We start from the raw sequence: 13197 nt of genomic DNA, 5'->3' as shown, positions 1-13197 counted from the left end.
CTCAGCACTGCCCTTTCCGATACCGCTCGGCCATTTCACCCAGCGACACACGCTCGACCAGCGGAGCTTTGCCCACGGAGCCGAACTCAACGATCAGCGTGCCGATAGCTTCCTTGACTCCGCGTTCGACGCAGTCCATCAGCACGGCGACATCCTGATCCGGAATCGTACCAAACATTACGGTGTCCATCACCGGCGGGAAGAAAACGCGCGGGTCGAACTGGCCTTTCTTCTCTTCCAGAAGTTTCCAGACCGAACCGATTGATTTACTTTCGCGAAGCTCCGGTCTGTTGTAAAACAGCTCTCTCATGTTCCGGGTAACCGCAAGTCGGATATCGGTGTCCACGTTAATCTTGCCGATCCCGCACGGAATGGCCGCTTTCAGCTCCTCAATCGGAATTCCATGAGCGTTTTGAACGTTCCCGCCCAGCTCGTTAATTTCGTTGACAATGTACTGCGGCACGGTGGAAGAACCGTGGGATACCAGAACGGCGAAGAGGTTTTCATGCATCAGGCATTCATTCGCCGCAATCGCAATTTCCTTACGCAGCTTAACGTTTTTACCCTTGGAAGCGCCGTGCATCGTTCCGTAGGAAATTGCCAGGCAGTCAGCACCGGTCTTCTTCACGAACTCAACCACTTTCATCGGGTTGGTATAGGTGGAATTCTGAGCAAAAACATGGTCTTCCACGCCGGCGAGAACGCCGAGTTCACCTTCGACGGTGATGCCTCTTTCATGAGCGTATTTGACAACCTCCCTCGTCAGTTCCATGTTCTTCTCAAACGAAAGCGAAGAACCGTCAATCATAACGGAGGTATAGCCGTTGTCAATCGCGGCCTAGCAGGAGTCAAAATCCCTTCCATGGTCCAGATGCAGAACGACCGGAATCGGGGAATCCTGCCCATATTTTTTCACCGCGTCGGCAATCCGTTTCGCTCCGGCCTTTTTATCCTCCAAAGTTGCATTCATGAAGTCCGTGCGACCTCCCATGAAGCCGTTGGCGAGGTCGGCTCCCTGCAAAATCGCCGCGGAGCGGAACATTTCATGCACCTCGATGGCCGCTTTCGCATGTGAAACCGCATTGACGTTAAACGCTCCCTGAGCGTACCCATATTTTTTTGTTGCCTCCAACACGGGCCGTAATGGAACCAGTGCCACACAAAACACCCTTTCTTTTCAGACGAAAACGTCCTTTGATTACTTAAATTTTACCACCGTTTCATCTCTTTAAACGCTAATTTTACTAAAACGTTTGCGTTACTGAAAACACTATGGTATGATAAATTTCATGAAAGGAGGCCAAGTGTGACTTTAAAAAATCTTGCTCAGCTTGCCGGTGTTTCCATCTCCACCGTTTCACGGGTCGTCAACAAGAACGATTCCAGCGTCGCAAGCAAAGAAGTCCGTGACAGAATCTGGGACCTGGCGCGGCAGACGGGCTACGTTCCAAACCGGTCCGCACAGAATCTGAAGCTCGGAAACCGGCCTCCTCAAACGGAGGCCGGGCGGCATATCGCCTGCATTTTTGCACGCACGCCGAATGGAAAATCCGACCCCTTTTTTTCTCAGATTTTCCGTTCAATCGAATATGAGTGCATGAAAAACCGGTATGAAATGACCGGCGTCTACACCGCCCTGAATCTGAGAAGCACCGTTCAGAGCCTTTCGGATATCCGTTACGATGGGATCGTCGTGCTGGGCAGGTATTCCCGTTCCCTGATGAACCAAATCAAAAGATGCTCAAAAAGCATCGTGTATACCGGTCTAAACCCCATCTGCGACCCTTACGATCAGATCATCTGCGACGGCTACGAAACGGCAAAGGCCGCCGTGCGTTACCTTCACACGCTGGGGCATACCTGCATCGGTTATCTGGGGGAAAAGTCGGATGAAATCCGCTACCGCGGATACTACGACGCGATTCAGGAGCTTCGTCTTCCGCTGCGGCGGGAGCACATTGTTGAGGCGGAGCAAACCATGCAGGGCGGATATCTGGGCGGAAAAAGAATTCTGACAGCCGTGCATAGCTCATCCGAATTCGTTGCCACAAGACCGACCGCAATCTTCTGCGCAAACGACAGTACCGCCATGGGAGTTATGAAGGCATTTCACGAGGAAGGAGTCCGGGTTCCAAAAGAAATCTCCATTATCAGCATAGATAACACCGAGATCTGCCAGTTCACCTCCCCCATGCTCACTGCCATTCACATTCCGAAGGACGAGCTGGGGAAAATCGCAGCAAAAATACTGATTGACCGCATGGAGGGCGGACATTCCCTTCCCATGAAAATTGAAATACCATTTACTCTGGTTACCCGCGAAAGCTGTGCGAGTCCACTGCACTGACGGGCCACGTATAGGCTCCATTCAAGTCTTTACTTAATTTTTCCGCCATTTTCCTGAACCGGCTCTGAATCGAAAAGATACCCGATATTCAGTTCATTGATGAGCTTGACGATTTCTTTCGTTCTTCTGCATTGGAACTTTCTCAGCAAACTTTTGATCTGGGTCTTCACCGTAACCAGTTCGACACAGTGAATCTCCGCGATTTCCCTGACCGATTTTTCTTTGAGCAGCAGTTGAATGAGCTGCCGCTCTGCCGGAGTCAGCTGTGCGATATTATTAATAAAAAACAGCAGGCTGCGCTCGGAGCGGCGGAGCCTGGAATACTCCCCCTATAATTTTTTGCTGGATATTCACTTCCATGATCGGCTCTCCGCGGTAAGCCGCCCGGACGTGTCTCAAAAGCTCTTCGTAATCCTGTCCCTTGACAACGTAATCGACGGCTCCGGTACCCATGGCGGTCAGTATCATGTCGTCCGTGTCGTGCGCGGTCAGGTAAATGATTTTCTGATCGTGCTTTTTGTCGCGAATAATTTCAGCCGCTTCAATTCCGGAATTAAGGGTTTCCATCTCAATATCCATTAAGATAATGTCGCAATCAATCCGCTCAGAAAGTTTCACGATTTCTTCTTTGGAATGCGCCGTGCCGACAACGGTCATGTCTCTTTGCCCGTTGATAAATTCGCCCAAATCATCGCAAAGCAGCTTAAAATCTTCCGCGATTGCAATTCTGATTTTGTCCGCCATGGCGTTTCTCTCCCTTTGTATTTTATGCAGGAAACCACCGACTCTGCGGATTCTCAATCCAATGGAAAATAGTCTTTTCTCGCGCGGGGCTCGTGCTGGGGAAGGACCAGGAAAAAACTGCTTCCCTGTCCGGGAAAACTCTCGAAGCGGAGCATGCCAAAATGGCTCTTGGCAATCCGTTTGACATAATGCAGCCCCATTCCCCAGTTGTAATTTGTGTTCTTCGTTGTGTAGAACGGATCCACTATTTTTTTCTGTTCATTCTTCGGAATACCGCCGCCGTTGTCGTCCACTTCAAAGAATGTGTAAATTCTCCCGTTGTACGTTTTCAGTTTGATTTTACCCTGGGGTCCTCTGCCAGCGGCAAGGATCGCCTCCTGCGCGTTCATCAGCAGGGTTGCACAGGGCCTCCGAAAGGCTCTCCTCGTCCGCCAGAATCAGCATTTGGGGAACGAGGTCCATCCGGACCTCGGCCTCCGGATATTTGCCGTGAAACCGCTGCACTGCAAGCCCGGCGATGTGCTCCACGGCGACCGGCCGCAAAACAATGGAGTGCGACTTTGTATTCGCGTTCAGCCGGTTGATATGGGTCATCATGTTTTCATTGAGCTTTCTGAGTAAATCAAAATTTTCCCGCAGAGCCGCGAGGTCCGGGGAATCCGAATCTAAAATCTTCTGGATTCTTTTATGCACCACGCCGCAGGAAAGAATCTGGTTTTTAATGCTGTGCACAAAGACCGATATTCCCGCGTTAGTAATCTCGAATTTTCGCTGCAGCACTACGTCTTCCAGATTCAACTGATAATTAATCTGCGTGTAGAGGATGAGGTTCCACAGCCCTATAAAAGAGGAAACGATGGTGACGGCCGTAAGCAGAACCCATCCGAAGAGGGGCATCGCCGGGTTGGAGTAAGAAAATCCGCTGACCCAGAGATATTCCGAACCGTAAAGCTGATAGATTTGAATCGGGTCCTGAAAGCAGTCGATCCCATACAGGAACACCAGACTGATGTGCAGAAACAGGATATTGCGAAATTGCCTGCGAAAATAGGCAACCGGGGTAGCAAAATACTCGCGGATCATCAGAAGTATGCCAGCCGCAAGGTAAATCAGAATCCAGACCAGCGTGAGCGTCATCAGTAAGGTCTGAAGAGCAAACCGATTGCAGACAACCACATAAAACACCTGCGGATAATAGAGTATCAGTGAGGCGGCGGGCGGCAAACAAAACAGATTCATCCATTTCCTGTTGCGGGAAACAAACGGGATCGTAGAATATTTGATGGAAATCATCAGCAGAAAATAGGGAAACAGATAGCGTCCGACGGCAATCATATACCCCAGTTTGTCCAGCGTGATGAGGGCATACTGCAATCTTGTCTGAATCCGGACCGACAAAAACAGAAAGATATACTGAGCATGGTTGAGTCCGCCGATTTTTGCCGTATACAGAATGATCCCCGAAAGCATGAGAACCAGGCTGGTGCAAAGGCCGAGGAACAGAAAAGAATGGACATTTTTTCTCATAACGGCCAGAATCACGGAATCCAAAAACAAAATCACCAGTATGAGTATCAGCATACGAAACTCCTTTTAACAGATGATGTCAAATCTTACTATACCTTTTCCAAGATTCAACGTCAAATATGCGCAGAACGGCTGAAAGAAAACTTCCGGCCGTTCTGCGCAAATATTTAATAATTTTGATTCTTACCGATTTATTTCTTGTTTGCTTCGTACGCTTTGATTATGATGTCCGGGCTGAAATAATTATCCACATCCACAGGCGATGCCAAAGAGCCGCTGGAAATAAAATTTTTCTGCTGAACTTCATACATCTTCTTCATGTTTCCGCTCTTTGCCTCACTGTAAATCTGCTCCGCGGTCGACCATTCGCTGTCGCCGGTTGTCTTTTCAATCGTTGCTTTATCCTGCTGGATCAGGTCCGCAACCCAGTCAGCCACCTGTTTTAAGTGATTGGCCCTGTAATCCTGAGCCTTTAAAAGAGCTCTTGTGAACCGAACAAGATTATCCTGATTCTTTGCGTAGTAATCATTGGTGCAAATGAAGCTGGACGGGGATGTCGTTTTGTCTGCAAATGTTTTATTATTTGCGAGGACCATGACTTTGTCTCCCATTTTTTCCTGAATGGTAATCGTGGAAGGCGACCATGTTGCGCAGGCGTCCACTTTACCGCTGATCATGGCGGTGGCGGCGGCGGAAGCATCCATCTGTACGACTTTGACATCCTTTTCCGTCATCCCCGCCGATTCCAGAACAAGCTTCAAAATCTGTTCGCTCGACGTGCCCAGCGTTGCGGCAATCGTCTTGCCTTTCAAATCTGCGGCCTTTGTAATTCCCTTTTCCTTGTTCACCATTACTTCATCGTTAATGGAAGAATCATCGTAAGCGAAAATTTTGGCCTGGCCTTTGGCGCAAAGCACGTGAGAGCCGGTACCAATCTGGGCAACGTCGATGTTCCCGCTGCTCATGGCGGCGAATTCATCAGGTCCCTTCGAGAACTTTACCGTCTCAACATTGATACCCTGTTCCTTAAAATAGCCCATTTGGATACCGGTGATTACCGCTCCTGCGCTGCTCATGTTCGGCATGTACGCCACCCGCATGGTAATGGCCGGAGCCGCCGATGAGGCGGACGAGCCTGCCGCCGTGCCGGATGAGCCCGCCTGGGAGGCGCTGTTTCCACCGCAGCCCGTAAGCACGGCCGCGATCATTAAAACACTGACCATGGTGCTGATAAACCTTTTCATAAAGTACTCCTCCTAATGTTTTATTTTTCAACCTCAAGATACTCCTTATAAACTTTTCCCCAAATGTAATTTTTCAGCTCGATAAATTCAGGAAAGGCCGTTAGGGATTTAAGCCCAGGCGGCGTTTTTAGCAATTGTTTTCTGACCGAGAACGAAATGGACGAAAAAGAGGAATGAAAAGCCGGATTTGGGCATAAACCGTGGATCTCTTGATTTCCATATTGCCAGCTTTTTTAAATTCATGCAGGCGAAAGTAAGCAAAGCCTGCATCGTAACTTTGGCTTTGCCTCGCAGTGTGGTATATCTCATACCATGCTTTTCTTTTGCATCGGCGAAAACACGTTCAATGGTTTCCGCACGCTTTTTGTATGTCTCTTTGCCCCATTGTGTGTGCCGGATTGCTTCGGCTGTCTCCATGTAATCCGCCCAAACATGGCAGGTAAACGTCTTCTGACAATTTTGACTTTGGGTGCATTTCAGCCGCATGGGGCAGTTCGCGCATACTTTCCGGTCGCTCTTGTATTCCCGGTATCCATCCCGGTTTGTGGTAGAATATCTTAATATTTGATGGTATGGGCAAATGACGCAATCATTCTCCCGATCATATTCAAATTCATAGGGACGGAACAATTCCTTTTTTCCGGGATAGCGTTTGTATGGCATTACCGGGATTCTGGCATCCTCCAGAATTTGCTTGCAGATATATGGGATTTTGTAACCGGAGTCTACAGCGACAGCTTCAATTGCAGGGAATTCATTTTTAACTTTGTCATAGATATCTTTGAACATCACACTGTCATGCACATTCGCCGGGAAAAGTTCTACGCCCAGTATGAAGTTGTGCTCATCGCAGGCTGTGTGCGCAGTGTAAGCGAAACATTTTTCATGCTCCCCCTTGTGGAATATGCCACATTCCGAATCGGTTGTACTTTTTTCCACTTCTTTTGTCTGACTGCTTTCGCCGCCTTTTCCTGGGTCGTCATCATCAAACGGCTTTTTCCCATGTGCTTCCCGATCTTTGTTTGATTTCTTCCATCAACTCTTTGTGGTAGTGCTGTGCCTCCATCTGAACCTGCATCTTCATTTTCTTGTTCCGGTTGGCGCTGGCCTTAATATGCGTTGAATCAATGAATACCGCCTTTCAGGTCTACATATTTCAGCTTTACAGCTTCCAGCAAAATATGGGTAAATATCTGCTCGAAAATATCAGTTCCCTCGAATCGTCGGGAATAGTTCTTTCCGAAGGTTGTGAAATGCGGGATCGGGTCGTTCCAGTCATATCCCAGAAACCACCGATACGCCGCGTTAACTTCGACTTCTTTAATGGTCTGTCTCATGCTCCGAATCCCAAACAGATATTGGATGAATACAATCTTGAACAGCACCACCGGATCAAAGCTGGGACGGCCTGTGTCTTCGCTGTACTTGTCCTTTACCAAATTATATATGAAGCTGAAATCAATCGCTTTATCTATTTCCCTCACATGCTCTTTCGGTACCAGATCCTCCATGCGGTAAAAGCCGACTTGTTTCCGACCGTCATTACTTTTTTCGTTCAACATTTTTATCACCTGTTTATATTTTACCATTTCTCAAGCACTAAAAAAAGACAAAGTACCTGATTTCGATACTTTGTCTTCAGACTGGGACGGGGCGGTTGCTCTTGAAAGCAACCGCCCCGTCACTGCTTAAAACAGGCCGCTGGATCTGGGCAACGGATAATCCAACTTTTTTCAAACCCGTTCAAGCCAGGCGCCGTAGCCCTCTTTTTCCATATCCTCTTTCGGAATAAACCGGAGCGCCGCGCTGTTGATGCAGTACCGCAGGCCGCCGCGCTCCCGCGGCCCATCCGGGAACACATGCCCCAGGTGGGCGTTTCCTTTCTTACTGCGTATTTCCGTGCGAATCATCCCGTGGCTCATATCCCTGCGTTCCGTGACCAGCTCCTGAGAAAGCGGCCTTGAAAAGCTGGGCCAGCCGCAGCCGGAATCGAATTTATCCTTTGCCGTAAACAGCGGCTCTCCGGTGGTTACGTCCACATAAATGCCCGGTCGCTCCGAATCCCAGTATTCATTTTCAAACGGAGGTTCCGTCGCCGCGTTCTGCGTCACATCAAACTGCATCGGAGTCAGTTTTTCTTTCAGTGTCACCGCGTCCGGCGCGGAGAACCGCAAGGCCGGATCGGACGCCTGTGCGGCTTTCTGAATTTTCGCCGGGCTGATATGACAGTAACCGCCCGGATTTTTGTCCAGATATTCCTGATGGTACTCTTCCGCCGGATAAAAATTCGCAAGCGGCAGGACTTCGATCGCGACCGGGTTTGAAAGTGTTTTTTGAAGCCGGTCGATTTCGGAGCGAATCACCGGCAAATCCGATTCCTCCGTGTAATAAATTCCGGTACGGTATTGAATTCCGCTGTCCCCGCCCTGACCATTCACCGCAGTCGGATCGATCGCGTCGAAATAAAGGCGCAGTAAAAAGCCGAGCGATACCTCCTTGGAATCATACTCCACGCGGACCGTCTCCGCGTGTCCGGAATTTCCGCATACCTGTTCGTAGGTCGGGCTTTCGGTCGGCCCGTTCGCATAGCCTGTTTCGGTTTTCGTTACCCCGTGAACGGACGAGATGTATTTCTGCATTCCCCAGAAACACCCGCCCGCCAAAAAAATTTCAGCCATTTTAGTTCCTCCGATGTCTTATTCTTCCACAATATTCTGCACACGCCCGACCTGATCGTCCTCCTCCAGCATCACCTTGATTCCATGAGGATGCGTCGGGCTTTTCGTCAGAATCCGCTTCACATGCCCGCGCGTCAGTTTTCCGGTCGGCTGGTCTTTTTTCAGTACGATATCGACCAGCGCGCCGATCTTGACATTGCTTCTCGTTTGACCGTTCATCGGTCTTACCTCCCATATTGACGCTATGATTCGTCGGTTTTTCCCTTTTTGCGCAGATGCAGCAAAAAGAGTGTCGCCGCCGTAAAAACCGGCGGCAGCGCAAAAGCAAGCGGCGCCAGCATTGCCAGCGGCGATTGCGACGTCACATAGATTGCCGTCGGCACGTCAGCCCCGCCGATCATCGCAGCCGGCCCCCGCAAAAAGTTCATTTGCCGTACCGCAGGAATTCCGGCGGCACCAAGCTCCGCCAGAGTGGCGAAACCGAAGACCGACGCCGCAAGCTGAAGCAGCCGCATGGATATTTTCTTCCGCTTTGCCTGATTCATTCTTAATTCACCTCTGGTTCTTCCTCTACTGTAATGAATTTTGAAATAGATGTCAAGGAAGACTCCGCAGACAAAACGGGACGGACGCCTTTTCGCGTCCGTCCCGCAAGGTTCAAATTGATCTAACCCATTACCGCGACCACCCGGTGCGTCTTTCCATCCGCGCAGTCCGGCAGAAGATTGCCCATGATCGGCGTCCCGTCAAGCGTCATCGTCTTGATGCCCTTCTCAACGCCGCCCGGATTCCGGACCTCAATCACATACTCCGCCCCACGAAAGCGCCGGGTCACCGTAAAACCTTTGAACCAGGAGGGAACACAGGGGTCAATCTGAAGCCCGTCAAACTGCGGGCGGATTCCCAGAATAAACTGGGAAACGTCATAGAACGTCCAGGCCGCCGTACCGGTCAGCCAGGAATTTTTCGCTTCGCCGAAGCGGGGCGCGTCCCGGCCCGCGATCATCTGCGCGTACACGTACGGCTCCGTGCGATGAATCTCACTGATGTCTTCCAGATATGCCGGACAGGTTCTGCGGTACACCTCAAACGCGCGTTCTCCGTGCCCGGCCATAGTTTCCGCAATGGAAATCCACGGGTTGTTGTGGCAGAAGATCCCCCCGTTTTCCTTATATCCGGGCGGATAAGAAGAGATTTCTCCCAGATTCAGGCGGTAAGTCGTGTAAGACGGCCAGTTCAGAACAATGCCGTATTTGGTATCCAGATGCTCTTTCACCGAATCAAGCGCGCGTTCCGGCAGACCCTTTTCCATTCCGATTCCGGCCATTGCGCAGAATCCCTGCGGTTCAATAAACAGTTTTCCTTCTTCGCATTCCCTGGAGCCCACCTTGTTTCCCATCGCATCATACGCGCGCAGGTACCATTCGCCGTCCCATCCGTAACGAATCACCGCCTGCTCCATATTCTTTGCCGCTTTCAGAACGGCTTCCGCCTCCGACGCAAAACCGCCGCGGCGCAAAATCTCCGCATAAGAGGGCGCTATGTAGACAAACATTCCTGCGATAAACACGGATTCCGCCACTCCGCTTTCCATATTCTCCGCCGTCTGAAAGGATTCCCCCGGTTTTTTTGAAAAACAGTTGAGGTTCAGACAGTCGTTCCAATCGGCACGGCCGATCAGCGGCAGACCGTGGGGACCAAGATTATGAAGCACATGGCCGAACGAACGTCGGAGATGCTCCAGCAGGGAAACCGATTTTTTCTCATCATTGTCAAACGGAACCGATTCCTTCAGAACGGACCAGTCCCCCGTCTCCTTCAAATAGGCGGTAACGCCGAAAATCAGCCACAGGGGATCGTCGTTAAACCCGCTGCCAACCTCCATGTTTCCGCGTTTGGTCAGCGGCTGGTACTGGTGATAGGCGCTGCCGTCCTCCATCTGCGTGGCGGCAATATCAAGAATCCGCGCTTTGGCCCGCGACGGAATCAAATGTACAAAACCGAGAAGATCCTGTGTGGAGTCGCGGAACCCCATGCCGCGGCCGATTCCCGATTCAAAATAGGACGCCGAGCGGGACATGTTGAACGTTACCATGCATTGATACTGGTTCCAGACGCTGACCATGCGGTCCAGCTTCGGGTCTTCGCTCTGCAGACAAAAGCGTGAAAGCAGCCCCTGCCAGTAATTTTTCAGTTCGTCAAAGGCACTTTCCACCTGCCGGTCGGTACGGAAACGGTCCAGCAGCCTGCGCGCGGGTTCTTTATTGATCACTCCGGGTGCTTCCCATTTTTGATCCTCCGGGTTTTCGCAGTAGCCAAGCACAAAAATGTAACTTTTTTCCTCGCCGGGAGCGAGCGTGACCCCAAGGCAGTGCGACCCGACCGGCGACCAGCCGCTCGCGACCGAATTGCCCGGCTTGCCGTTGAAAACGACGTCCGGACGATCAAATCCGTTATACAGGCCCAGAAAGCTTTCGCGGTCCGTGTCATAGCCCTGAATCGGCGCGTTGACGCTGAAGACGGCATAATGGTTGCGGCGCTCGCGGTACTCGGTCTTATGGTAAATGGCGCTGCCATCAATTTCCACTTCCCCGGTATTAAAATTGCGCTGGAAATTCGTCATGTCATCGTAGGCGTTCCAAGCGCAAAACTCCACAAAGGAAAACAGCTTGATTTCCTTCGCCGCGCCGCTCTGATTTTTGAGCGTTACCCTGTGGACTTCACAGTCCGCGCCGATCGGGACAAAGGAAAGCTGGCGGGCCGCAAGTTGATTTCGCTCCGATTCAATGACGGTATATCCCAGTCCGTGGCGGCAGCGGTAACGGTCCGGCTTCGCTTTCACAGGCGCCCATCCGGGGTTCCAGACATCATCCCCGTCGCGAAGGTAAAAATACCTTCCTCCCGCGTCGGTCGGAACGGAATTGTACCGGTACCGCGTCAGGCGCATCAGCCGGGCGTCTCTGTAAAAGCAATAGCCGCCGGACGTATTAGAGATCAGGGAAAAGAATTGTTCATTCCCAAGGTAATTGATCCAAGGATAGGGAGTATCCGGCCTTTCAATGACATATTCCCTTTGAACATCGTCAAAATAACCGAACTTCATAAAAATATTTCCTCATTTCCGCCAGAAATTTAGGTGAAACAGTCTTTAAACCGAAAACGTTTTCGAATTAAAGGCGTACTACTCCTTATTACTTAGCATTTTTTAGTTTAGATGTATTCCGCGCTAAAATCAAGTATATTTTATAAATTTGTCAATTCACACAAGGATTTCTTTTCTGTTTTGTAGGTAATAAAACCAAACTTTCTCTCGATGCGGCTCACTTTTTTGTTTTTTAATGGCCTGCATTGGCCCGCCGTAATTAACGAAAACATTTTCGTTAATAATATAGATTATAGAAAATAATTTAATCGTTGTCCACACCAAAAGCATATTATTTTTATCATATGGCCTTTTAAAAATTAAATTACATATTTTTTTGAAATTTAATCTTGCAAAACTGTGTATTGTAGATTATACTAAGAATGCGAAAACGATTTAGAAACAATCGGAGGAATTTCTGTGGCTAACATCAAAGACATTGCGGCAAAGTGCGGACTCTCTGTTTCAACTGTAAGCAAGGCCCTGAACAGCTACAGCGACGTCAGCAATTCCACCAAACAGCGCGTCCTGAAAGTTGCCGAAGAATTCGGCTATTTCCCGAACTCGCTCGCCCGCGCTTTAAAAACAAACCGGACGTACAACCTGGGAGTCTTATTTACGGACGAAGCCAACAGCGGTTTAACACAGGATTATTTCGCCGCTGTTTTGAACGGTTTCAAGGAAGAGGCCGAGTCCCGCTCTTACGATATCACGTTCATCAACCACAACATGAATGTCGGCAGCCATCCGATGTCCTATCTGGAGCACTGCAAATACCGGAATGTTGACGGAGTCTGCATCGCCTGCGTTAATTTTCTCCAGCCGGAAGTTCTGGAGCTGATTAACGGCAGTCTCCCGGTTGTGACGATCGACCATATTTTTAATAACCGCACCAGCATAAACTCCAATAACGTGGCTGGGATGCGGGATCTGGTAACTTACATATATCAAATGGGGCACCGAAAGATCGCATATGTCCACGGCAAGAAATCAGCCGTCACGGAACAGCGCGTCACCAGCTTCTGCAGAGCGCTGATGGAACTGGGCGTGGAGGTCCCTCCCGAATATCTTGTTCTTTCCGCCTATCGCGACACGCAAACCACCAGGGACTGCGTCAGAAAGCTTTTGGAGCTGCCGAACCGTCCGACCTGTATTGTCATGCCGGATGACTACGCCGCTTTGGGCGGCATTGAAGCGATTGAAGCAGCCGGCCTGAAAATTCCGGAGGATGTTTCCATCGCGGGATACGACGGCATCGCGCTTTCCCAGGTCATTAAGCCTCAGCTGACCACACTGCAGCAGGATACGGACAGCATGGGCCGCGAAGCCGCCAGAAGGCTGATCGCTCAGATTGAGAACCCGCTGACTACAATCGTAGAATCCGTAACCCTGACAGGTACTCTGATTCGCGGGCAGTCCGTTGCGGAAATATGATTGTTGTCCGCCCGATGAGAAATCAAACGTCTTATTACAATTCTTATAAGAAGCCAATAAAAACGATCCACTAAAGTAAGC

At 50.1% G+C, this 13197-nt stretch carries 11 protein-coding genes and 2 pseudogenes; 2 read left to right on the top strand and 11 right to left on the bottom strand.

Annotated elements, in window-relative coordinates:
- Position 1 precedes the first annotated feature (1 nt).
- Positions 2–1135 (bottom strand): annotated as a pseudogene (locus HCR03_RS17065) (class II fructose-bisphosphate aldolase).
- 171 nt (positions 1136–1306) lie between these two features.
- On the opposite strand from HCR03_RS17065, the gene HCR03_RS17060 reads away from it, so the two are divergent.
- The gene (locus HCR03_RS17060) at positions 1307–2347 is read left to right on the top strand and encodes a LacI family DNA-binding transcriptional regulator (protein WP_187035577.1); all 1041 of its coding nucleotides are present in this window, start codon (positions 1307–1309) and stop codon (positions 2345–2347) included.
- Between the two features lie 29 nt (positions 2348–2376).
- Here the strand turns inward: HCR03_RS17060 and HCR03_RS19900 are convergent, their stop codons facing one another.
- The 10 genes and pseudogenes from HCR03_RS19900 to HCR03_RS17015 all read right to left on the bottom strand — a co-directional run bounded on the left by HCR03_RS19900 (position 2377) and on the right by HCR03_RS17015 (position 11643).
- Positions 2377–2577 (bottom strand): helix-turn-helix transcriptional regulator, encoded by a 201-nt coding sequence (locus HCR03_RS19900; RefSeq protein ID WP_267459249.1) that lies wholly within the window; start codon positions 2575–2577, stop codon positions 2377–2379.
- A 46-nt stretch (positions 2578–2623) separates the two neighbouring features.
- Positions 2624–3091, bottom strand: coding sequence for a response regulator (locus HCR03_RS17055; RefSeq protein WP_228725004.1), 468 nt, complete (start codon positions 3089–3091; stop codon positions 2624–2626).
- A 53-nt stretch (positions 3092–3144) separates the two neighbouring features.
- Positions 3145–3480, bottom strand: coding sequence for an ATP-binding protein (locus tag HCR03_RS17050; protein WP_083210067.1), 336 nt, complete (start codon positions 3478–3480; stop codon positions 3145–3147).
- The gene (locus tag HCR03_RS17045; protein ID WP_187035575.1) at positions 3431–4672 is read right to left on the bottom strand and encodes a hypothetical protein; all 1242 of its coding nucleotides are present in this window, start codon (positions 4670–4672) and stop codon (positions 3431–3433) included. Before HCR03_RS17045 ends, HCR03_RS17050 begins: the two co-directional genes overlap by 50 nt.
- 137 nt (positions 4673–4809) lie before the next feature.
- On the bottom strand, positions 4810–5862 hold the full coding sequence (locus HCR03_RS17040; protein WP_066645329.1) for an ABC transporter substrate-binding protein: 1053 nt from the start codon (positions 5860–5862) through the stop codon (positions 4810–4812).
- A gap of 108 nt (positions 5863–5970) precedes the next feature.
- A pseudogene (locus HCR03_RS17035) lies at positions 5971–7424 on the bottom strand (IS1182 family transposase).
- Positions 7425–7595: 171 nt separating this feature from the next.
- Positions 7596–8540 (bottom strand): peptide-methionine (R)-S-oxide reductase MsrB, encoded by a 945-nt coding sequence (msrB, locus tag HCR03_RS17030; RefSeq protein WP_187035573.1) that lies wholly within the window; start codon positions 8538–8540, stop codon positions 7596–7598.
- Between the two features lie 18 nt (positions 8541–8558).
- Positions 8559–8759 (bottom strand): YwbE family protein, encoded by a 201-nt coding sequence (locus tag HCR03_RS17025; RefSeq protein WP_156990040.1) that lies wholly within the window; start codon positions 8757–8759, stop codon positions 8559–8561.
- Positions 8760–8782: 23 nt separating this feature from the next.
- Positions 8783–9085, bottom strand: a complete 303-nt coding sequence (locus HCR03_RS17020; protein ID WP_187035571.1) for a hypothetical protein — start codon at positions 9083–9085, stop codon at positions 8783–8785.
- 122 nt (positions 9086–9207) lie between these two features.
- Positions 9208–11643: a GH36-type glycosyl hydrolase domain-containing protein gene (locus HCR03_RS17015; RefSeq protein WP_187035569.1), complete on the bottom strand. Its 2436-nt coding sequence runs from the start codon at positions 11641–11643 to the stop codon at positions 9208–9210.
- 459 nt (positions 11644–12102) lie between these two features.
- On the opposite strand from HCR03_RS17015, the gene HCR03_RS17010 reads away from it, so the two are divergent.
- Positions 12103–13116, top strand: a complete 1014-nt coding sequence (locus HCR03_RS17010) for a LacI family DNA-binding transcriptional regulator (protein WP_066645319.1) — start codon at positions 12103–12105, stop codon at positions 13114–13116.
- Positions 13117–13197 lie beyond the last annotated feature (81 nt).

This window comes from Caproicibacter fermentans (assembly GCF_014303955.1).
Taxonomy (GTDB): Bacteria; Bacillota; Clostridia; order Oscillospirales; family Acutalibacteraceae; genus Caproicibacter; species Caproicibacter fermentans.
The sequence above is the reverse complement of the archived record's forward strand: the minus strand, read 5'-3'. Positions and strand labels throughout refer to the sequence as shown.